This is a genomic window from Proteus sp. fly-1008 (assembly GCF_040140305.1).
Taxonomy (GTDB): Bacteria; Pseudomonadota; Gammaproteobacteria; order Enterobacterales; family Enterobacteriaceae; genus Proteus; species Proteus vulgaris_B.
Genome location: NZ_JBEEWH010000009.1, coordinates 22529 through 45427, shown reverse-complemented (window position 1 = coordinate 45427; position 22899 = coordinate 22529). Strand labels below are relative to the sequence as shown.

Below are 22899 nucleotides of genomic sequence, written 5' to 3'. Positions count from 1 at the left end.
TTATTGATGACAATAAAAAAGCTAAGCTTCTATTTATAGGCTTAGCTTTTTTACTTTATATCATTATATTAAAATTATCAGCTGACTGAGTCTTAATTGCTTAGAGTTTAACTATTTAAACGTAATTGTTGTAGATTACCGTTTAATTGAATATCAGTGCGTAATGTTGTGATTTTCCGACTAATAAATGCAGACTCTTTGTGAGTAATAAGCTTGTTCTGCCATTTTGTAGGGATGTCATCAATATGCTGATAAAGTGACTCTAAATTAGGATGAATTTGCAAAAGCTCTGTAGCGCTTTTAGGACCAATGCCGGGAACTCCGGCAACTTTGCTGCTACTGACTCCTGTTAATCCCCAATAATCAGTAAGCTGAGATGGCTCGACACCAAATTCTGCTTTGATAAATTCTAAATCTAACCAGCGCCGCTGAAAATAATCTCGAATACGAATAGAAGGTGAAAGTAACTGGCAATACCCTTTATCGGTTGAAATAATAGTGACACGAAAACCAGCATTTGCTACTTTCGCTGCTAATGTTGCGGCAACGTCATCTGCTTCATCTCCACCAGAATGCCAGCTTTGTATTCCTAAATTGAGTAACATTGCTTTAATTTCTGGCAATTGTTGTCGCAACTCATCAGGCATCGGTGTCCGTCCAGCTTTATAATCAGGGAGGAGTTGATGTCGCCAACTACCATCTCTGTCATCTTCATCAAAGACTGCTACGGCATGAGTAGGTTGTGTGTGACCAAGCAGTTGATTGACACTCTGTTCACACACAGTTAGACAAGAAGAACCTGACGCCGCATGAATGCGGCGGATCAGATTTAAAGCATCAATAATCAGCAAATGTATCATAATAAATTAGCTGATAATCTCGTAACATGGTTGGTAAGCTGTACCACCCGGAAGTTTCATACGATGTTGCTCAACAAAGCCTGCTAATAAAATATCCATGCGACGCATGATTTCACGATCACCATGGATTTTATAAGGGCCGTAAGCTTCAATTGCTTTCATACCCACTTCTTTTACGTTACCCGCCACAATACCAGAGAATGCGCGACGTAAGTCAGCTGCTAATTTTTCAGGTGATTGATCGGTACTTAGGTTAAGTGATTCCATATTTTCATGTGTTGGTTCAAAAGGAAGCTGTAAATCAGCATTGATCTTCATTGACCAGTTAAAGCTATAAGCATCCCCTGTACTACGACGATTATCTTTTACCAAAGGCATATATTTTTTCATAATGCGAGCCACTTCTGGTGCATCATCAATAATGATTTGGTAATGGCGTCGAGCCTCGTCACCTAATGTATTTGCGATAAAATCGTCGAGTACATTAAAGTAATCGGCACTCTCTTTTGGGCCAGTTAAAATCAGTGGCAATACTTGATCTTGGTTTTCTGGAGACATAAGAATACCAAGTAGATACAGTAATTCTTCGGCTGTTCCCACGCCACCAGGAAAAATAATAATACCATGTCCAATACGAACAAAAGATTCCAGGCGTTTTTCAATATCTGGCATGATAATGAGTTCGTTAACTAATGGATTTGGTGGCTCAGCCGCAATGATAGAAGGTTCTGTCATACCAATGAAACGGCTATTTTTATAACGTTGTTGAGCATGGCCGACCGCAGCACCTTTCATTGGTGCTTCCATCGCTCCTGGGCCACAACCTGTACAAATATTAAGTTCTCGTAGACCTAATTCGTTACCCACTTTTCGGCCATAAAGGTACTCAGTTTCATTGATAGAGTGACCACCCCAGCACACAATCATATTAGGATCTTCATCAATATGAAGAGCCCTAGCATTACGCAAAATAGAGAAAATAGTGTTAGTGATGTGAGTGCTATTTTCTAAATTAAGGTGCAGATCACGTTTGGCTGTTGTGATTTGTCCATGAACAAACAAAATGTCACGAAGTACAGCAAATAAGTTAGCTTGCAGTGAACGAATAATTTTTCCATCAACAAAGGCGTCTTCAGGAGGATTGACTAACTCTAATTTCACGCCACGTTCACGGCGCAGTACGTTAATATCAAAATCTTGGTATTTAGATAACAGCTCTTTACTACTATCAGTAAGGCTACCAGAGTTGAGGACAGCAAGAGAACAATTACGAAACAGTTGGTAAAGATCACTGCTTGCGGTTCTCTTTAGCATATCAACTTCTAGCTGTGAAAGCAGATCCATGGAACCTAATGGGCTGACATGAGTTATCACGTAGGACTCCTTTTTCTCCTGAAATAACAAACTGAAGTGCAACTGATCTTGGTATAACACAGATCATATTAACATACAGGCATTATTCCTGTTATTGTCTGGCTAATCGACTGATTTTTGGAACAAACTCACAATTACTACGCCAAGGATTGATATCTAATCCACCACGTCGTGTATATCTTGCGTATACAGTTAATGTTTCAGGTGCACAAAATTGCATGATGTCGTGAAAAATTCGCTCAACACATTGTTCATGAAATTCATTATGTTGTCTAAATGAGACTAAATAGCGTAGCAATTTTTCACGATCAATTTTTTTGCCTTTATATTGGATAGCGACAGATCCCCAATCTGGTTGATTGGTAATAAGGCAGTTTGATTTTAACAGATGACTGACTAGAGTTTCCTCAACCAATGTATCGGTTGTCGATCCGTTTAACCATTGTGCATCAAACTGATAATTATCGATTTCAATGTCTTGTTCATCAATACACTCTCCAGCAAAATCAACAATAGGTTGTGATGTAAAATGCGAAAGTGGGTAAATAGCCAGACTCACTTTACCTTTAGCACAAGAGGTTAAATCTTTAAGTAAGGTTTTTTCAACGATATCCCAGCTTTCAAAGCGAGTTTGGTTAAAACTGTTGAGATATAGCTTAAAGCTTTTAGACTCAATGAGGTTTTCAGTCTTTGCATCTAATTCAACATGACCAATTGCAACTTGTGGCAACCCTTTGCTATTAAGCCAAGAGAGTTCATACATAGTCCAAATATCACCACCATGAAATGGCAAATTTTCAGTAGTTAAAGAAAGTGAGTCTCGGTTTAGGCTACGAGGAACGCCTTGTAATAATTCGGCATTATAGTGATCATGATATTGAGTCTTTTTGCCTAAAGATAATGTTTCAAGAGATTTATCACCTTGATATAAAGACATAATTTACATCCTAACTTTAACTGAAAATAAAAGAAGACTAATTATACTATTGAAACATCAATAGTATACGAATGCTTTATTTTTGATGCTCTGAATTAACAACATAATCAGGTAACATAAAGGCTAATTTTTATTTAACAGATAAAGCTGATAACCATGATTGAAAACATTTCCTCTGAATTAAAAGCCTTCACCCAAAAATATGTTGAGTTATGGCAAGAAAAATCAGGTTTACCTCCTGCGAGTGCAGATCTCTATGGTGTTCCTTCTGTTTGTATATCAAGAACAGGTGATGAAGTCGTTTATTGGCTGCCTCAGCCTTTTGTGGGAACGGATAAACTAGAAAAAGTTGAAAAAGCGATGGGGATCATTATCCGCCCTGAATTACATAATTACTTTACCACTCAGTATGCAGGAGATATGCAAGTTCGCTTTAGAGATACACACTTGAGCTTAATCCAAGTTTGGAGTGAAGAAGATTTTATCCGCCTACAAGAAAATATTATTGGGCATTTGGTAACACAAAAGCGGCTGAAATTAACACCAACTTTATTTATTGGTACAACCGATTCAGAAAACGACATAATTTCTGTATGTAATGTTTCTGGTGAAGTCATTCTTGAAACTTTTGGTCAAAAGAAAAGAGAAGTCCTAGCAGAAAATTTATCTGTTTTTTTATCAGAATTAGTCGTGGTATATAGTGAATGATGTAGTCCTAAAACTACTATCTGTGTGAGATATATCTTACAAAAAAAGAGTCTGTTTTTTTAGACAATGGGCTCTTGTATAAGAGTAGATTTGATTTATTTAAGTAGAGCAATAACTTAATAACTTATTGTTTTTATTTATGGTTATTTTTATTTAATTGCTTTTTTTTTGTGGGTTGTTTAACTAATCAATTATTGGCATTCTACGTTCACCAACTAAAGGACTGCTTGGTGGCCGAAATAATGTTAAGTAATCAAGGGCACAGGAAATAGGATATTTCCATTAATGTGGATACAGACTTAATCACAGGGATAGATAAAACGGTCTTGCTTGGATGCATGTGTTGTACAGACAGTTATTTTTCTTGTCTAAAAGGAGTTTCGGCTCCTTTTATTTTTTTATTTGTTTTCTGCTATTCCATCCCAATGTTATCCTTATTCGTAAGTTTTATATAAGGAACACATGATGACACCAGAACAACGCATTTTAGCGAAATTGCTCTTAATCGAAGAAGAGATGAAGAACATTGAGCTATGGCAATTAGGAACACCTGCCGAGCAAGCATTTGAAAGTATTGAACCTTTTTGTATTGATACAATGAGTGCTCACGAATGGTTACAGTGGGTATTGATTCCGCGATTGTCATCAATGATTGAAAATGAGATGCCATTACCTAATTCATTTGCAATAGCACCGTATTACGAAGAAGCATTTAAAGATGATGAAAGTCGCGACTTTACGGATTTACTTAATCATTTGCGTGAACTCGACGCAATGTTTAAATCATAAGGCCAACAATGTTAGATATTATTTATCAAGATGAATATCTTGTTGCGGTGAATAAACCTGCTGGTTGGCTTGTTCACCGCAGTTGGCTAGATAGACATGAAACTGTGTTTGTGATGCAAACATTGAGAGATCAAATCGGGCAACATGTTTTTCCTGTACACCGCTTAGATAGACCTACATCTGGTGTTCTATTAATGGCGCTTTCTTCTGAGGTTGCTAGGGCTCTTTCTCAATCTTTTGAACAACATAAAACAGAAAAAATTTACCATGCTGTTGTCAGAGGATATGTTGAAGAGGCGTTAGTCATTGATAGCCCTTTAGTGGAGGAGTTAGATAAAATTGCAGACAAATTTGCAACTCAACCACCACAAATTCAAGAATGTGTAACACATTGCCAGCCATTAGCAACCGTTGAAAAAGAGGTTGCGCTTGGGCGCTATCCTACGTCTCGATTTAGTTTATTAGAATTGTGTCCTGAAACAGGCCGTAAGCATCAACTACGTCGCCATATGTCTCACATTCGCCACCCAATCATCGGCGATACGGCTCATGGTGATTTACGTCAAAACCGTGGTGTTGTAAATCATTTTCAATCTCATCGCTTGATGTTACATGCAAGCCATCTAAACTTAATTCATCCAATCACATTGCAACCACTAAATTTAACGGCGAAATGGGATCTCCCTTGGCAACACCTTATTAATCAATTTGGTTGGCGTGGATTAAGACCTGAATTAGAGCAGTATGGTGAAGATTTAGCTCATCACTTCTAATACCTTTCTTATCCCCAATATTTATTTCATTGCGTTACTATCAAGGCTTTTTTACTTAAGTCTTGATAGTTTGCGCAAATTCACAAGCTCTATTAACTATTTGTAAAATATGTAATTCTACAAATAGTTATGATCACATGTATTGAAACGTGACAGCTATCATGTATTCATTAAGCGATTTATTTTATGATGTGAAATAAATAAGGCTTATCATTAGATAAGTTTATGAAATAGAACCCACACTACTTTAAACAAATAAAAAACTTACAACATATAAAACCCACATTCCGGGAGTCTGCTTGATGTTTAAAAACCTATTTGTTGTTTTACAAAAAATCGGAAAGTCCTTGATGTTACCGGTATCTGTACTGCCTATTGCCGGTATTTTATTAGGAGTTGGTTCCGCAGATCTATCATGGATACCTTCTTCTGTTTCTCAAGTTATGGCAGAAGCGGGTGGTTCAGTTTTCTCTAATATGCCACTTATATTTGCCATTGGTGTTGCGTTAGGCTTTACCAATAATGACGGGGTATCAGCGCTAGCTTCTGTGGTAGCTTACGGCATTATGTCTAAAACCATGATAGTGGTTGCTCCTTGGGTTTTAGGGCTTTCTTCAGCTGAAATTGAGGCTCAGCATCTTACTGATACTGGTGTGTTAGGGGGCATTATTGCAGGTATTATTGCCGCCTCCATGTTTAACCGCTTTTATCGCATCAAATTACCTGAGTATTTAGGATTTTTTGCAGGTAAGCGTTTTGTTCCTATTATTTCAGGATTAATTGCTATTTTTGTTGGGATTATCTTAGCTTTTATTTGGCCTCCTATCGGTACAGCTATCCAACGTTTCTCTGAATGGGCAGCCTATCAAAATCCGGCTGTTGCTTTTGGTATTTATGGTGTTGTAGAGCGTGGATTAGTGCCATTTGGTTTACACCACATCTGGAATGTACCGTTCCAAATGCAAGTGGGTGAATATGTAAATAGTGCAGGACAAGTATTCCACGGTGATATTCCTCGTTATATGGCCGGTGACCCAACTGCCGGTATGTTGTCAGGTGGCTTCTTATTTAAGATGTTTGGTTTACCTGCTGCTGCTATTGCGATTTGGCATTCAGCACGCCCTGAGAATCGTGTAAAAGTTGGTGGTATCATGATTTCTGCGGCATTAACCGCCTTCTTGACAGGGATCACTGAGCCTATTGAATTCTCATTTATGTTCGTCGCTCCAATCCTTTATGTTATTCATGCTATTTTGGCTGGTTTAGCGTTTGTTATTTGTATCTTGTTAGGTATGCGTGATGGTACTAGTTTCTCTCATGGCTTGATCGACTTTATTGTATTAAGTGGTAATAGTAGCAAACTGTATCTGTTCCCAATTATTGGCATACTTTATGCCATAACTTATTACTCTATTTTCCGTTTCTTAATCGTGAAACTAAACCTGAAAACACCAGGTCGAGAAGTTGAAGATAAAAACGCAAAACAAGCGGATAAAAGCGCGATGGGACAATCTTTAGTTACTGCTTTTGGTGGTAAAGATAATATCAGTAGTTTAGATGCATGTATCACACGCTTACGCATTGGTGTAAAAGAGATCGATAAGGTTGATCGTGATGAATTGAAAAGATTGGGCGCTGCTGGTGTAGTCGTTGTCGGCTCTGGTATTCAAGCAATTTTTGGTCCTAAGTCAGATAATTTAAAAACTGAAATGGATGAATATATCCGGTCTTTGGAGACGACAGAAAAAGAATAAATTGCTTTTGATTGAATTATAAAAACACTCTTATGTGTAGACAGGGAGTGTTTTTTTATTGAAATAATATAGATGAAAAATATGTAATTCTCTTAGGTATTAACCTGAACCTAGGAGTAGGTATGAATTCAACATTACCAATAGCAAATAATAAAAGATTTGTACTCGTACTGGAAGATAGCAAAAAGGCCCTTTTTGAAGATAATGAACTATTTACATTTATAAAATATAAAGATGAAGAGCTAAAGGTTTTCAACAAAGATAAGATATTTATTTTTTCAAAGTTTAATTATGAATTAAAAAACACACTTGATAAATACATTTTAAATAAAAAAGATAGATTGGATAAGTTAAATAAAATCATTCTTAAAGAAGGGTTGATTAATAATATAATAATCACTGATGGAAAAGTGGGTATTTTAAATTTAAATAGTGGCGATGATCTTAATCGTTTGTTTTCTTCATTGTTAAAGAATAAAAATAAACATAGCACACTTTTTAAAATGTTATTTAGTGATAAAAATGTATTAATTAATAAATTCATATCTAAAGATAAAAAAGAAATTTTTCATAATATTGATAAAATTGCAAATAAAATAAATAACAATGGGGTTTTATCATTAATTAAAAATAGAAAACAATTAGAAATATATGATAAAAAAATGTCAGTAATGTTGGAGGTTCAATCAATAAAGCCTGAAGTTGTGCGAACCGAGAATGATTGTGATAATAAACCAATAGAAGCGGGATCTCACAACAACATAAAGCATTCTAAAAAAGAAGAACAGAGTGATTATTTAAAATTAACAAGAGAAAAAAACAATGAAATCTCAAAGAAAATTAACGAATTAACAGGAGAAAAAAATAATGAAAACTTAAAAACAATAAAGAAAATTAATGAAAGAAAAGAAAGATTAAATGAGTTTTTAGAGGCCTTAAATGAAAGTTATCTTAATGTTATTAGACCTATAATTCATATATCTCATCTTATTAATTGTAATGATGAAAATATTGATAATAAATTTATTAATGAACTTAGTATTGATGTTGATAAATTAAGAGATAGAGTAAATAATGTTAATTTAAATAGTGATTTTTTTAAATTAAGTGTTGTAGATTTGAATGAGAGGTTAAATGAAGTAAATTTGATTATTAGTGATCTCGATATAAATATAAAAAAAATGGCTGGATTTAAAGTTCGTGAATTAAATGCTATTTATGAGGAAGTTGATTCATATAAACTCTTTACAATTTATAAGGATGATGCTGATTTTAAAAAGTGTTTTTTTAATAAAATAAGAGATGCTTCTTCTCAATTATGCCTTTATCATGAATCATTAGAAAATCCTAAGAGACTCTTCTTTAGAATGTATAAGTATTTTTTTCCGAGTAAGTATCTAGAAAAACAAAAGAAAAGTAATGATGCCTTTAATAAATTAAATATGTTATATGAAAATTTATTCCTTTTGCTGCAATCTAAAGATTTTAAAAATAATTCAGTACCTAAATGGGCATGTAAATTAGTGGCTAAAACAATAAATGAATCTTTGCCTATGAACGATATTTTTTGGCGATTTTCTAAAGAGCGCACCGAATGGAATAAAATTTATAAAGAATTTATTCTTGAGAAATAAGGTGCATAATTTGTATATTGATAACGGTAGGATATGGCTTTCTATGTTTATTGATAGATGAAATAGAGGATATTATGGCTAAAATCGGTATTTTTGTAGGTACTGTTTATGGTAATGCATTAGCGGTTGCTGAAGAGGCTCAACGTATTTTACTTGAGCATAAACACCAAGCTAATGTTTATGAAGAAGGAACTCTTGCGGATTGGCAAAAATATTCAACCGTGTTAGTGATAACATCGAGCACAGGGCAAGGGGATTTACCTGATACTATCGCACCTTTATTTCATGAACTGCGTGATAATGTAGGATATCAGCCGAATCTACGCTATGGCTTGATTGCTTTAGGTGACAGTAGTTATGACCATTTTTGTGGTGCAGGGATACAGTTTGAAGAACTATTACAAGAGCATCAAGCAACGCGTATTGGTGACATGCTGAAAATAGATGGTATGGATGTTGCCGAACCAGAAATATTTGCAATAGATTGGATAGAGAACTGGGTTAGTCAATTAGGTTAAATGAGAAAATAATTTGGTAAATCTCATTGGTCAATACAGAAGTGAGTAACGTGTCATATTTTAAATACCGCTTATTTTCATTTTATCAGCAAATAAGCGGTACTCTATGTAAAACTAATGTCTTAAATCAACTAAAATTAATTAGTCTTTGTATTATATTATCAACGACGGGTTAGTTTTTCTAAATCAGCTTCAATTTCAGCAATTTTATTTGCGACAACATGCTCAAGATGGCGTAAATCGTCCAGAATTTTATGTTTTAAATCGACTTCTACTTGGTCTTGTTGGCAAATTTGATCTAATTCTTCAATAACATAACGTAAGTTAGTATTGATTTCATTTACTTCTTTAAAACCTTGCCCTGATTGACCATCAGAAATCGTTTTACGTTGACGCGGATATTTAAATTTTACGCTTTTTGCAAAGAATTCACCTTTGTCTTTGCGAAAATAGATTTTTAAAATATCGTTGTTAGCTTCTTGGCGTAGGGTATAGCGGTCAATATCTTCAGGATGCGGGATCCCTAAATTTTTTAAATTATCGTACATATATTGGCACCTGATAGAAAAATGGGTGAAAGAATAGCGAACAGAATTAATTCTATCCGCTGTTCTTATATTAGTCGATAGTTCTTAACAATTCATTAATACCAACTTTTCCACGCGTTTTAGCATCCACTTTTTTCACAATAACCGCGCAATAAAGGCTATAGCTGCCATCTTTAGATGGTAAATTGCCTGAAACGACGACAGAGCCGGCGGGTACTCGGCCATAATGTACTTCGCCCGTTTCTCTGTCATAAATCTTGGTACTTTGACCAATATAAACGCCCATTGAAATAACCGCGCCTTCTTCAACAATAACGCCTTCAACAATTTCAGAACGTGCGCCAATAAAACAATTATCTTCAATAATGGTTGGATTTGCTTGTAGTGGCTCTAAGACACCGCCAATTCCTACACCGCCAGAAAGGTGAACATTTTTACCAATTTGGGCACATGAACCTACTGTAGCCCATGTATCAACCATGCTACCTTCATCAACGTAAGCACCAATATTAACGTAAGAAGGCATTAAAACAGTATTGCGAGCGATATAAGCACCTTGTCTAACGGCTGCAGGAGGGACAACACGAAAACCTTCTTTTTCAAAACGTGCTTGGTCATAATTAGCAAATTTCATAGGTACTTTGTCAAAATAGCGACTTTCACTGCCGTCTATCACTTGGTTGTGATTAATACGAAAAGAGAGTAGAACCGCTTTTTTTAACCATTGATGAGTCACCCACTGACCGTCAATTTTTTCCGCCACTCGCAGTTTTCCGCTGTCTAACTGTGTAATAACGTTATTAATTGCATCACGAATATGAGGCTCAACGTTGTTTGGAGTGATATCTGCACGATGTTCAAAGGCGTTATCAATAATAGATTGTAATGCTTGCATCAATAGTATTTCCTATATGTATTGTCGTGGGTTCCTATATTTTATCCTTTGAAACTAGTGCTTTTGTCAACCTTTCTACGACTTCATTCTTCATTTTTTGGTTTAACGCTTTATTTTCACTATCGGTTAATACGAAGAAATCCTCAACACGTTCACCTATTGTGGTGATCCTTGCGCCATGTAAGGACAATGAAAGATCAGCAAAAACTTTACCAATAATTGCTAATAAACCAGGGCGATCTCGTGCAAATAATTCCATATAAGTGCGTTTATTATGATTAGACTCGACAAAATTAATTTTTGTTGGAACATCAAAATGGCGTAATTTTGCAGGTAGTGAACGTGTTTTCGCATTGGTGTTATAAGGAGCTGATACAACTTGGATCAAAGCGTTGCGGATAGCATTATATCTATCAATGGCAAGAGGCTTACCATTAGGCTCTAACACAATAAAGGTATCCATAGCCATATTATCGCGGTTAGTAAATATTTGTGCGTTATGGATGTTTAAATTACGTCTATCAAGTTCACCTGCAACGGAGGCAAAAAGAGAGGGTCTATCTGCGCACCAAATAAATATTTCCGTGCCACCATGTTCTGTTTGCTGGCTAATTAATACCATAGGAGTAGCACTATTATGTTCAATTAAAGCAAGGGCATGCCAAGCAATCTGTTCTGGTGTGTGCCGTAAAAAATAATCGGCGTGACAACGCCCCCAAATTGCTTGTAATTTTTCTTCATCAACATGCTCTGTACGTAAAATAGTTAGTGCTTGCAAACGATGATGACGGATACGTTCACGTAAATCAGGAATAGAATGCATACCTTGGCGTAATTGCGCTTCTGTCGATAGAAAAAGCTCACGTAATAAGCTCTGTTTCCAACTATTCCATAAGCTACTGTTGGTCGCGCAGATATCAGCAACAGTTAAACATAAAAGGTAACGTAATCGACTTTCATTTTTTACTTCTGATGCAAACTGAAAAATGATGTCAGGATCTTGAATATCACGTCTTTGTGCTGTGACAGACATAAGTAAGTGATGACTAACTAACCATTCAACTAATGCTGATTCCCTTTGATTTAGGCCATGTTGTTGGGCAAAGTGGGCAACATCTTGAGCACCTAGCACAGAGTGATCACCATGTCGGCCTTTAGCTATATCATGAAAAAGTGCAGCTAAACGGAGCAATTCAAGTTGTGGAAGTTGTGGGTAAATATCAACACAGAGTGGGTGCTTTTCATGGTTTTCTAGAGAACCAAAGCTTTCGAGTTTTTGTAAAACACGGATCGTGTGTTCATCAACAGTATAGGCATGGAATAAATCAAACTGCATTTGCCCTACAATGTTATTCCATTGTGGAAAGTAAGCTGCGAGTACACTGTGTTTGTGCATAGGTACAAATGCGCCAGAAACGGCATGAGGATGACGCAAGATCTGCATAAAAACTTGGCGTGCTAGTGGGTACTCACATAAAGGTTGGACTAAATGACGACGCGCATAACGTAAATGGCGTAGTGTTGTAGAATAAATTCCCGTGATCTCTTTATGTTCTGCCATACGCAAAAATAGACGCATAATGGCGATAGGATCATCAAGAAAACAGCTATCATCGATAACATCAATGAGAGAGCCCCTTAGCTGGAATTCATTATCTAATGGTCGTGGTTTTACATTGGGTTGTAAAGCAAGGATGGCTTCATCAAATAACTGAAGTAACATATCGTTTAACTCACTAACACGGCGAGTAACGCGATAATAATCCTTCATCATTTTTTCAACCGGCTGATTGCCTTCTCCTTGATAATTTAAGTATTGAGCAACGTTAAGTTGTCTATCAAATAGTAGGCGATTGTCGTAGCGAGAAAGTACCAGGTGTAATGCAAAGCGAATTTTCCACAAAGTGTATTGGCATTCTAGTAGTTCTTGTCCTTCGGCGGGAGTTAAAAAGCCAAAGTTCACCATTTCTGAGATAGAGGTTGCACCAAAATGTCGATGAGCAACCCAAATTAGCGTGTGAATATCACGAAGACCGCCGGGACTACTTTTAATATCTGGTTCTAGGTTATAACTGGTACTATGAAATCGGTTATGTCTTTGTTTTTGTTCTTCTATTTTTGCTGCAAAAAAATCAGGTGATGGCCAAAATCCTTGGCTGAAAATATGATTAATTAACTGTTGATAAAGTGATTGATTACCACAAACAAGGCGAGCTTCTAGTAAATTTGTCGCTACCGTTAAATCAGAGAGACCTTCTAAAAGACACTCTTCCATTGTTCTAACGCTGACACCGATTTCAAGACGAACATCCCAAAGTAAGGTAATTAATTTACTGATTTTGTCGGCTATTTCTGGTGATAAAGGTGAATCACTTAAAAACAGAAGGTCAATATCAGAAAGAGGGTGTAACTCTTGCCTACCATAACCACCAACAGCAATAATACTAAGGTCAGGATAATCAGATAATTGAGTATAACGCCATAATTGTGTCAAGAGTTGGTCAATAAAATGGCTACGGGCTTGAAGCAATAAAGTTACATCGACATTGTGGTGAAAAGCATCAGCTAACCAAGACTGAAATTGTTCGATAGATTGTTTTAGCTCAGTGTGATTTTGTGTGTTTTTCGTCAGCAAAAAAGGGGAAGGGGGTTGTGTTTGAAATACGTTTTTAGTGGTCATCATTCGTCTTCTTACTCAATGTTTGCCTATGGCATTAAGACTAATGTTAAAACGATAACCTGACTAGCAATTCTGCTATTCCATTACAAATAAAATAAAAAAAGCGACACATCTCGAAAAAATATGTCGCCTTTACACGGTAAACTGAAGAGTGTTATTCGTTAATTAAAACAGCAGAAATAAACGGCTCTTCTTCTTTGCGTAATGTCATGATTTCACAGCCGTTATCAGTAACGACTAAGGTGTGTTCATATTGTGCAGACCAGCCTCTGTCTTTGGTTTTAACAGTCCAACCATCTTTCATTGTACGAATACGGTAATCACCAGTATTAACCATAGGTTCAATGGTAAATGCCATCCCTTTTTGTAACACAACACCACTATCATCTGCATCATAGTGGAGAACTTGTGGCTCTTCATGGAATCCTTCTCCGATACCATGACCACAGTATTCACGAACAACCGAAAAATCATGCCCTTCAACAAATTTTTGAATAGCTTTACCCAGTTCACGTAAACGAATACCTGGTTTTACCATTTTAATTGCTAAATATAGGCTTTCTTGGGTGATACGACATAAACGCTCACCTTGAATGGTTGGTTTTCCTACGATAAACATTTTTGAGGTATCGCCATGAAAACCGTCTTTAATAACAGTGACGTCAATATTAACAATATCACCATCTTTAAGGATTTTTTCTTCGCTAGGAATACCGTGGCAAATAACATCGTTAACAGAAATACAAACTGATTTAGGGAAACCATGGTAGTTCAGACAAGCAGGGATTGCCTGTTGTACATTAACAATATGTTCATGACAAATACGGTCTAATTCAGCAGTATCTACGCCTGGTTTTACGAAAGGTGCGATAATTTCAAGAACTTCTGCCGCAAGACGACCTGCGACGCGCATTTTTTGAATATCTTCTTCTGTCTTGATTACAATAGCCATTTGAGTTCTTCGTTTAGATTAAGGCCACAATACTCATGACATAACACAAGTTGGTTGTTTCATATTTTGTATTGCGGGTTAAATGAATGATGATGAGAAATAATTCTGATTACCATTTATGATATCAGCAGAAAGTGGGCATGCCAATAAAGAGGATGTGTGTAATCTGTCTGATATCGAGAATAATTACGAACATTACGCCTTCTGAATCTGATTGTCTTTACATATTGCGCTTTTCTCTTTGGCATTTTTTATAGTGATTTGATATTAGAGCAATATTCACAGCAATCGCTTTAATAATCTCTTTTTTCACTGTTTAATATCCCCAACTTTATGTCAAATACGCCGTTATCAAATACAAGTAATAGTGGTTTCTTAAGGTTATTTATGGTATAAAGCGCGCCGGAGTTCTGTTATTGCATCACATCCAGAGTAGTAACAGTAAATCTGAACATTCAATTGTGTTAATTACACACACAAATCGGCACATAACGCCGGGGTGCTCTTATGTAAAGGTTAAACCTTTACAGCTGATGAGTCGGTCGTATGGGATTTGTGGACGAAATAACCCCAAATTTAAATTTATAGAGGTCTAAAATGGCAACTGTTTCAATGCGCGATATGCTGCAAGCCGGTGTTCACTTCGGTCACCAAACTCGTTACTGGAATCCAAAAATGAAACCATTCATCTTTGGTGCGCGTAACAAAGTTCATATCATTAACTTGGAAAAAACTGTTCCAATGTTCAATGAAGCTCTGGTTGAACTGAACAAAATTGCTTCTCGTAAAGGCAAAATCCTGTTTGTTGGTACTAAGCGCTCTGCCGTTGAAGCTGTTAAAGAAGCAGCAGAAAGCTGTGACCAGTTTTTTGTAAACCACCGCTGGTTAGGCGGTATGCTGACTAACTGGAAAACTGTTCGTCAGTCAATCAAACGCCTGAAAGATTTAGAATCTCAGTCTCAGGACGGTACTTTTGACAAACTGACCAAGAAAGAAGCGTTAATGCGTTCTCGTGAACTTGGTAAGTTAGAAAACAGCCTGGGTGGTATCAAAGACATGGGCGGTTTACCTGACGCTCTGTTTGTTATCGATGCTGAACACGAACACATTGCTATCAAAGAAGCAAACAACCTGGGTATCCCAGTATTTGCTATCGTTGATACTAACTCTGATCCAGATGGTATCGACTTCATTATCCCTGGTAATGATGATGCAATCCGTGCGGTTAAATTATATCTGACCGCTGCAGCTACAGCTGTTCGTGAAGGTCGTTCTCAAGATCTGGCTGTTCAGGCTGAAGAAGGCTTAGTCGAAGCTGAATAATAAGGCATGCTCGTAAGAGCCCTTATTTAACCAGGTATTGCTATATATTGGTTAGGGGGCCTCAATAGGCCCCCTTTACACATCTGCTATGAGAACATCTATGGCTAGCCCATAGAAAAGTCGAGGAAGAAACAAATGTCTGGAATTACCGCTGCATTGGTAAAAGAACTGCGTGAACGTACTGGCGCAGGCATGATGGAATGTAAAAAAGCGTTGGTTGAAGCTAATGGTGATATCGAATTAGCAATCGACAACATGCGTAAATCAGGTCAAGCAAAAGCAGCTAAAAAAGCAGGCCGTGTTGCAGCTGAAGGTATCATCCTTGCAGAAGTTGCTGCTGATGGTAAATTCGGTGCGCTGGTTGAACTGAACTGTGAAACAGACTTCGTTGCTAAAGATGCTGGTTTCATCGCTTTCGGTAAAGAAGTTATGGCTACTGTATTAGCAGACAAAACTGATGATATCGAAGCTCTGAAAGCTAAATTCGAAGAAGCACGTACTGCATTAGTTGCTAAAATTGGTGAAAACATCAATATTCGTCGCGTTGCTGTATTAGAAGCTGAAGAATTAGGTACTTACCTGCATGGTGCTCGTATCGGTGTTTTAGTTTCAGCCAAAGGCGCTAACGAAGAACTGATCAAACATATTGCTATGCACGTTGCTGCAAGCAAACCAGAATATGTTCGTCCTGAAGATGTTCCTGCTGATGTTGTTGAGCATGAGCACCAAATTCAGATGGATATCGCAATGCAATCAGGTAAACCACGCGAAATCGCAGAAAAAATGGTTATTGGTCGCATGAACAAATTCACCGGTGAGATTTCTCTGACTGGTCAGCACTTCGTAATGGATCCAAGCAAAACTGTTGGTGAACTGCTGAAAGAAAACAATGCTGATGTTATCAACTTCGTTCGTTTCGAAGTAGGTGAAGGTATTGAGAAAGTTGAAGCTGATTTCGCAGCAGAAGTCGCTGCAATGAGCAAATAATAACGCTTAGCGTTAACAGAGCCGCCTAATGGCGGTTCTGTTTTGTTACAATCTCCACTGACTGTTTATTTTCTTTATTAAAAGAGAAGCTATCTAAAACCTCCAATTGACTAATCTGCTTAGGACAGAACACCATGGCAACCAATGCAAAACCCGTATATCAGCGAATTTTATTAAAACTGAGTGGTGAAGCTCTGCAAGGCGCAGAAGGCTTTGGTATTGATGCGAGCGTACTTGATCGCATGGCTCAGGAAATCAAAGAACTCGTTGAATTGGGTATACAAGTCGGTGTTGTAATTGGCGGTGGTAACTTGTTCCGTGGCGCCGGTCTTGCAGCAGCAGGTATGAACCGTGTTGTCGGTGACCACATGGGAATGCTTGCAACAGTAATGAATGGCTTAGCAATGCGTGACTCATTGCATCGTGCTTATGTGAACGCACGCCTTATGTCTGCATTTCCACTGAATGGTGTCTGCGATAACTACAGTTGGGCAGAAGCAATTAGCTTATTACGCCATGGTCGAGTTGTTATTTTCTCGGCTGGTACAGGTAACCCATTTTTTACTACCGATTCTGCTGCGTGTTTACGCGGTATCGAAATTGAAGCTGACGTTGTGCTAAAAGCAACGAAAGTGGACGGCGTGTATTCAGCCGATCCAACCAAAGATCCTGATGCAGTACTTTATGAAACACTGACTTATCAGGATGTATTAGAACGTGAATTGAAAGTCATGGATCTTGCTGCATTCACATTAGCCCGAGATCATAATTTGCCTATCCGCGTATTCAATATGAATAAACCAGGTGCATTACGTCGGGTTGTAATGGGTGAAAGTGAAGGAACTTTGATTTCTCACGCTTAATACACAGAGACAACGGTATAATTTGGCGTTAACATCAATAGTACGCCAATTCATTTATGTCGATAGAGTTTGATATCGACTGGAAGATAACCAGTTCCCAAGGGTTTATAACGTGATTAATGAAATCAAAAAAGATGCTCAAGAACGCATGGATAAAAGCGTTGAAGCACTAAAAAGCCAGATTAATAAAGTTCGTACTGGTCGTGCGTCTCCAAGCCTTTTAGACGGTATTGTAGTGGAATACTACGGAGCGCCAACCCCATTAAACCAAGTGGCTAACGTTGTTGCAGAAGATGGCCGTACACTGGCAATTACGGTTTTCGACCGTACTTTAGCACCCGCTGTCGAAAAAGCGATTATGGCATCAGATTTAGGTTTAAATCCTTCATCTGCTGGTACGATTATTCGTGTTCCCCTCCCACCATTAACTGAAGAACGTCGTAAGGACTTAATCAAAGTTGTTCGTGGTGATGCAGAACAAGGTCGTGTATCTGTTCGTAATATCCGCCGTGATGCTAATGATAAAGTAAAAGCATTACTGAAAGATAAAGAAATCAGCGAAGATGATGAGCGCCGTTCGCAAGATGACATTCAGAAATTAACTGATATGTTCATTAAAAAAATAGATGAAGCATTAGCGCTGAAAGAAGCAGAGCTAATGGAATTCTAATTTTATATCTTTTTTTGATAATGCCGCTTTTAGCGGCATTATTTTTGGTTATTTATTTGAAATTTCGTGCTTAATACCTTCTTTTTGTCACATTATTTATTAAAGTTTTCATCTTTCTCCCTCATTTACCTTGTCATACTGATATAATTCTCTTTAATTAAAACGTTGTAGACATACTGATTGATTGATAAATGAAACAAATAACTATATTAGGCTCAACAGGGTCTATCGGAACGAGCACACTTTCCGTTATTGAAAATAATCCTGACGAGTATCAGGTTCTTGCCTTAGTTGCAGGAAAAAATGCAAATAAAATGGCGCAACAATGTGTCACCTTTAAACCTAAATATGCAGTGATGTCTGATGAACAAAGCGCAAATCAGCTTAGACAGTTACTCGCCAATACATCCTGTAAAACAGAGATTTTATCTGGTTCCCATGCAATTAATGAGATAGCAGCACTTGATGAAGCTGATCAAGTTATGTCTGCGATAACTGGTGTTGCTGGACTAAAACCAACACTTGCAGCCATAGAGAAAGGTAAAAGAATTTTATTAGCCAATAAAGAATCACTGATAACCAGTGGGCGTCTTTTTTTTGATGCGGTGGCTAAATATGGCGCAACTGTCTTGCCGATTGACAGTGAACATAACGCGATTTATCAAAGTTTACCTAAAGCTATCCAAGAAAATTTAGGCCACGCATCTTTAGCTGATGAAGGCGTGACCAGTATTTTACTAACGGGATCAGGTGGACCTTTTCGTTATACCCCGTTAGAAGAACTTGAGGCAATGACGCCAGATCAAGCTTGTGCACATCCAAATTGGTCGATGGGACGTAAAATCTCAGTTGATTCAGCAACAATGATGAATAAAGGATTGGAATATATAGAAGCTTGCTATTTTTTTAATGCTTCAGAAGAGGAAATGGAAGTAATTATTCACCCTCAATCTGTTATTCATTCAATGGTTCGCTACCGTGATGGCAGTATTATTGCTCAAATTGGTGAACCTGATATGAGAACACCAATTGCGTACTCAATGGCTTATCCTCATCGTACTCAATCAGGTGCAAAAGCATTAGATTTTTTTGAGATTCAATCGCTAGAATTTATTCGCCCAGATTACCAACGTTACCCTTGTTTAGCACTTGCTATTGAAGCGTCTAAGCGTGGACAAGCGGCAACAACAGTGTTAAATGCGGCTAATGAAATCGTTGTTGATGCTTTTTTACACGAAAAAGTGAAATTTACTGATATTGCTAAAATTAATCGCAAAGTTGTTGAACATTTTGACCTATCAGAGCCTCAAAGTATTAATGATGTTCTAGAAATTGATAAATTAGCCAGATTAGAAACTCATCAGATAATCACTCAATTTGTATAATGGCGATTATATTTAATATAGGGTGTTTGTTCGTCTTTCTGGCTAATGGTATAGTTGCCGAATCACTAAAGACAATAATGAAAATTAACAGTTCATTACTAAAGCTACTGCTTTAGCAACTTTGAGGCTTTGCCAAAGGCCGTGGATGACACGGTTTTTTTGTGCATGGGTTATCCGAAGAGGACTGTCTGTATCAGTATCAGATTAGCAAAGGGTTAAATTGAGTGAACTTATCCAGTGACGATTCATCCGCATCAAAACCAAAGCATGTTGCTATCATTATGGATGGCAATGGACGCTGGGCTAAAAAGCAAGGGAAACTCCGAGTAACGGGGCATCGCGCGGGAATTAAAGCAGTTCGGGATGCGGTTAGCTTTTCCGTAAAACACAAAATTGAATCACTAACGTTATACGCATTTAGTAGCGAAAACTGGAATAGGCCTGAGCAAGAAGTCAGTTCTCTCATGGAATTATTTGTCTTCGCCTTAGACAACGAAGTGAAAAGCCTACATAAACACAATGTTAAACTTACGGTTATTGGCGATATCAGTCGTTTTAGCCGTCGCCTACAAGACAGAATTAAAAATTCTGTTGCACTAACTGCGAATAATACAGGGCTTAATTTGAATATTGCTGCTAATTATGGTGGACGATGGGATATTACTCAAAGTGTAAAACAATTAGCGACCTCTCTCTCAAAAGGAGAAATTAATCTCGAAGATATTAATGAAAATGCCATATCTTCACATCTTTGCTTGCATAATCAACCTTGTGTCGATCTTGTGATCCGTACAGGTGGTGAGCATCGCATAAGTAATTTTCTTATTTGGCAGATAGCTTATGCTGAGCTTTATTTTACACAGGTTTTATGGCCTGATTTTGATGAACAAGTTTTTCAGAATGCACTAGATGCTTTTGCTAAACGGGAAAGACGTTTCGGTGGTACTACATCAGAAACAGATACTATAAATCTGGGAGGATAACTTGCTTAAGTATCGTGTCATCACCGCATTAATTTTAATCCCTATTGTTATTGCAGCACTATTTCTACTGCCTCCAGCAGGTTTTGGGTTAGTGATTATTGCAATATCAGGCTTAGCAGGTTGGGAATGGGCGCAATTTATTGGCTGGCATTCTCAAGGTAAACGTATTGCAACAGGGATAGGCTTTGCTGCATTGTTATTAATTATGCAGTTATCTTTACCCAATTTTGACCACCTACTCGACACCCCAATGATAAAAAATGGTTTGTGGGCTGGTTTAATTTGGTGGGTAGCCGCAATTTTATTAGTTGTAAGTTATCCGAATTCAGCCAATATGTGGAAAAATTCAGTTTTTATTAAGCTATTGTTCGGTATATTGACGATTGTTCCTTTTTATTGTGGCATGATGGCATTGCGCATGTTGGGGTATAACACTGATACTTACACAGGTGCATGGTGGTTATTGTATGTCATGATATTAGTTTGGGCTGCTGACTCTGGTGCTTATGCATTTGGACGCTTAATGGGGAAACATAAAATGGCTCCAAAAGTGTCTCCAGGAAAAACCCTTGAAGGGTTAGTCGGTGGATTGATTACTGCTGTTGTAGCTTCAGGGTTATTTACCCATTTTGCACCAGTAATCGAAGTTCCCGATAATTTATTATTAATATCAGGTGTTGTTGTCATTGTATCGGTATTTGGTGATCTGGCTGAAAGTATGTTTAAACGTGTTTCGGGCATAAAAGACAGTAGCCAATTAATACCTGGGCATGGTGGTGTGCTTGATAGAATTGATAGTTTGACTGCAGCTATCCCAGTTTTTGCAGGATTAGTCTTCCTGATTTCTTCTGGCTTTAAACTATAAAGGTAAGTAATGGGTATCCTGTGGAATCTTGCCGCATTTATTATCGTTTTAGGTATTTTGATTACGGTACATGAGTTTGGGCATTTTTGGGTAGCTAGGCGTTGTGGGATCTATGTTGAGCGTTTTTCTATAGGTTTCGGAAAAGCTATTTGGCGAAAGGTAGATAAACACGGCACTGAATTTGTTATCGCATGGATACCTTTGGGTGGCTATGTAAAAATGTTAGATGAACGTGTTGGTGAAGTTCCACCTGAACGACGTCATCTAGCATTTAATAATAAAACGGTAGGGCAACGAGCCGCCGTTGTTGCTGCAGGACCTATTGCCAACTTCTTGTTAGCAATCGTCGCCTATTGGATTGTTTTTATGATAGGTGTTCCTGCATTAAAACCTGTAATTGCAGACATTCGTCCGAATTCTATCGCAGAACAAGCAAAATTAACGCCTGGAATGGAACTAAAATCCGTTGCAGGTATCGAAACGCCTGATCAGAATTCAGTTCGTTTAGCATTAGTCAGTAAAATTGGTGCCAAAGAGGTTTCATTCGTTGTATCAGATCCAAATTCTCTCTCTGAGAGTGAGAATATACTGAATTTACAGCAGTGGAATTTTGAACCTGAAAAACAAGATCCCATCTTATCTTTAGGGATTATGCCTGTTGGCGCGAGATTGGACTCGAAAATTGTTGAAGTAACGGTAGGCTCTGTTGCTGAAAAAGCAGGTTTACAGGCAGGGGATCGTATCGTTACAGTTGATGGTCAGCCAATAGATACATGGCATCCATTTACTTATTTTGTTCGACAAAGCCCAAATAAAACATTGGCTCTTCTTGTTGAACGCAATGGCTCGTCATTGGAATTAATGATTACACCGACAGCTATTGCACTGAAAGACGGCACTGAAGTAGGGCAAGTTGGTGCGCAATTACAAGTATTACCTCCTGATGAGCAATACTTGATAATGCAACAATACAACCCATTTTCAGCACTGTATGAAGCTTCTGATAAAACATGGCAGTTGATGGGTTTAACTGTCAAAATGATTGGCAAGTTAGTGGTTGGTGACGTCAAATTAACTAACCTTAGTGGACCTGTTTCTATCGCGAAAGGCGCAGGAATGTCTGCTGATTCTGGGGTTGTTTATTTTTTGATGTTTATGGCGCTTATTAGTGTCAATTTGGGGATCATTAACTTGTTTCCCCTGCCTGTCTTAGATGGCGGGCACCTGCTTTTCCTGGTTATCGAAAAGATAAAGGGAGGGCCGGTATCTGAGCGTGTACAAGACTTCTGTTATCGTATTGGTATTATGGCACTGATGCTTTTAACGGGACTTGCACTTTTCAATGATTTCTCTCGCTTATAATTGGTAAGCAGGGACCGGTTAGGAAAACACAAAACAACG

General features: G+C 37.6%; 21 protein-coding genes. 14 read left to right on the top strand and 7 right to left on the bottom strand.

Going from position 1 to position 22899, the window contains the following annotated elements:
• Positions 1–107: 107 nt before the first annotated feature.
• From xni to queF, 3 genes are all read right to left on the bottom strand, one after another.
• Positions 108–860, bottom strand: a complete 753-nt coding sequence (xni, locus tag ABN256_RS14450; RefSeq protein WP_349439627.1) for a flap endonuclease Xni — start codon at positions 858–860, stop codon at positions 108–110.
• 6 nt (positions 861–866) lie between these two features.
• A complete protein-coding gene (gene ppnN, locus ABN256_RS14445) occupies positions 867–2234 on the bottom strand; it encodes a nucleotide 5'-monophosphate nucleosidase PpnN (protein WP_072070023.1) in 1368 nt (455 codons plus the stop codon).
• A gap of 91 nt (positions 2235–2325) precedes the next feature.
• Complete coding sequence (queF, locus tag ABN256_RS14440) at positions 2326–3171, bottom strand: NADPH-dependent 7-cyano-7-deazaguanine reductase QueF (RefSeq protein WP_349439625.1); 846 nt, start codon at positions 3169–3171, stop codon at positions 2326–2328.
• Between the two features lie 156 nt (positions 3172–3327).
• Between queF and syd the strand changes: the two genes are divergently transcribed.
• The 6 genes from syd to ABN256_RS14410 all read left to right on the top strand — a co-directional run bounded on the left by syd (position 3328) and on the right by ABN256_RS14410 (position 9347).
• The gene (gene syd, locus ABN256_RS14435; RefSeq protein WP_072070021.1) at positions 3328–3879 is read left to right on the top strand and encodes a SecY-interacting protein; all 552 of its coding nucleotides are present in this window, start codon (positions 3328–3330) and stop codon (positions 3877–3879) included.
• A gap of 465 nt (positions 3880–4344) precedes the next feature.
• Positions 4345–4668: a YqcC family protein gene (locus ABN256_RS14430; RefSeq protein WP_196554697.1), complete on the top strand. Its 324-nt coding sequence runs from the start codon at positions 4345–4347 to the stop codon at positions 4666–4668.
• Between the two features lie 8 nt (positions 4669–4676).
• Positions 4677–5441, top strand: a complete 765-nt coding sequence (gene truC / locus ABN256_RS14425; RefSeq protein ID WP_072070019.1) for a tRNA pseudouridine(65) synthase TruC — start codon at positions 4677–4679, stop codon at positions 5439–5441.
• A gap of 302 nt (positions 5442–5743) precedes the next feature.
• On the top strand, positions 5744–7195 hold the full coding sequence (gene ptsG / locus ABN256_RS14420; RefSeq protein ID WP_197269920.1) for a PTS glucose transporter subunit IIBC: 1452 nt from the start codon (positions 5744–5746) through the stop codon (positions 7193–7195).
• A 122-nt stretch (positions 7196–7317) separates the two neighbouring features.
• Positions 7318–8829, top strand: coding sequence for a hypothetical protein (locus ABN256_RS14415; protein WP_196554695.1), 1512 nt, complete (start codon positions 7318–7320; stop codon positions 8827–8829).
• 74 nt (positions 8830–8903) lie between these two features.
• The gene (locus tag ABN256_RS14410) at positions 8904–9347 is read left to right on the top strand and encodes a flavodoxin (RefSeq protein WP_196554694.1); all 444 of its coding nucleotides are present in this window, start codon (positions 8904–8906) and stop codon (positions 9345–9347) included.
• Positions 9348–9508: 161 nt separating this feature from the next.
• Here the strand turns inward: ABN256_RS14410 and ABN256_RS14405 are convergent, their stop codons facing one another.
• The 4 genes from ABN256_RS14405 to map form a co-directional block, all read right to left on the bottom strand.
• Entirely contained in the window at positions 9509–9895 is a 387-nt protein-coding gene (locus tag ABN256_RS14405) for a DUF3461 family protein (RefSeq protein ID WP_006535910.1), read from the bottom strand.
• A gap of 70 nt (positions 9896–9965) precedes the next feature.
• Entirely contained in the window at positions 9966–10790 is an 825-nt protein-coding gene (gene dapD / locus ABN256_RS14400) for a 2,3,4,5-tetrahydropyridine-2,6-dicarboxylate N-succinyltransferase (RefSeq protein WP_072070013.1), read from the bottom strand.
• A gap of 34 nt (positions 10791–10824) precedes the next feature.
• Entirely contained in the window at positions 10825–13470 is a 2646-nt protein-coding gene (gene glnD / locus ABN256_RS14395; RefSeq protein ID WP_197270002.1) for a bifunctional uridylyltransferase/uridylyl-removing protein GlnD, read from the bottom strand.
• A gap of 154 nt (positions 13471–13624) precedes the next feature.
• On the bottom strand, positions 13625–14422 hold the full coding sequence (gene map, locus ABN256_RS14390; RefSeq protein ID WP_196554692.1) for a type I methionyl aminopeptidase: 798 nt from the start codon (positions 14420–14422) through the stop codon (positions 13625–13627).
• Between the two features lie 597 nt (positions 14423–15019).
• Between map and rpsB the strand changes: the two genes are divergently transcribed.
• From rpsB to rseP, 8 genes are all read left to right on the top strand, one after another.
• Entirely contained in the window at positions 15020–15745 is a 726-nt protein-coding gene (rpsB, locus tag ABN256_RS14385; protein WP_036934040.1) for a 30S ribosomal protein S2, read from the top strand.
• Between the two features lie 135 nt (positions 15746–15880).
• Entirely contained in the window at positions 15881–16732 is an 852-nt protein-coding gene (tsf, locus tag ABN256_RS14380; protein WP_023582711.1) for a translation elongation factor Ts, read from the top strand.
• 134 nt (positions 16733–16866) lie between these two features.
• Positions 16867–17595 (top strand): UMP kinase, encoded by a 729-nt coding sequence (gene pyrH / locus ABN256_RS14375; protein ID WP_023582710.1) that lies wholly within the window; start codon positions 16867–16869, stop codon positions 17593–17595.
• A 112-nt stretch (positions 17596–17707) separates the two neighbouring features.
• The gene (gene frr, locus ABN256_RS14370) at positions 17708–18265 is read left to right on the top strand and encodes a ribosome recycling factor (protein WP_072070010.1); all 558 of its coding nucleotides are present in this window, start codon (positions 17708–17710) and stop codon (positions 18263–18265) included.
• Between the two features lie 191 nt (positions 18266–18456).
• Positions 18457–19650: a 1-deoxy-D-xylulose-5-phosphate reductoisomerase gene (gene ispC, locus ABN256_RS14365; protein ID WP_196554691.1), complete on the top strand. Its 1194-nt coding sequence runs from the start codon at positions 18457–18459 to the stop codon at positions 19648–19650.
• Between the two features lie 281 nt (positions 19651–19931).
• Entirely contained in the window at positions 19932–20633 is a 702-nt protein-coding gene (uppS, locus tag ABN256_RS14360) for a polyprenyl diphosphate synthase (protein ID WP_208105101.1), read from the top strand.
• Position 20634: 1 nt separating this feature from the next.
• Positions 20635–21498, top strand: a complete 864-nt coding sequence (cdsA, locus tag ABN256_RS14355; protein ID WP_349439624.1) for a phosphatidate cytidylyltransferase — start codon at positions 20635–20637, stop codon at positions 21496–21498.
• A 9-nt stretch (positions 21499–21507) separates the two neighbouring features.
• Complete coding sequence (gene rseP / locus ABN256_RS14350; RefSeq protein ID WP_196554690.1) at positions 21508–22860, top strand: sigma E protease regulator RseP; 1353 nt, start codon at positions 21508–21510, stop codon at positions 22858–22860.
• Positions 22861–22899 lie beyond the last annotated feature (39 nt).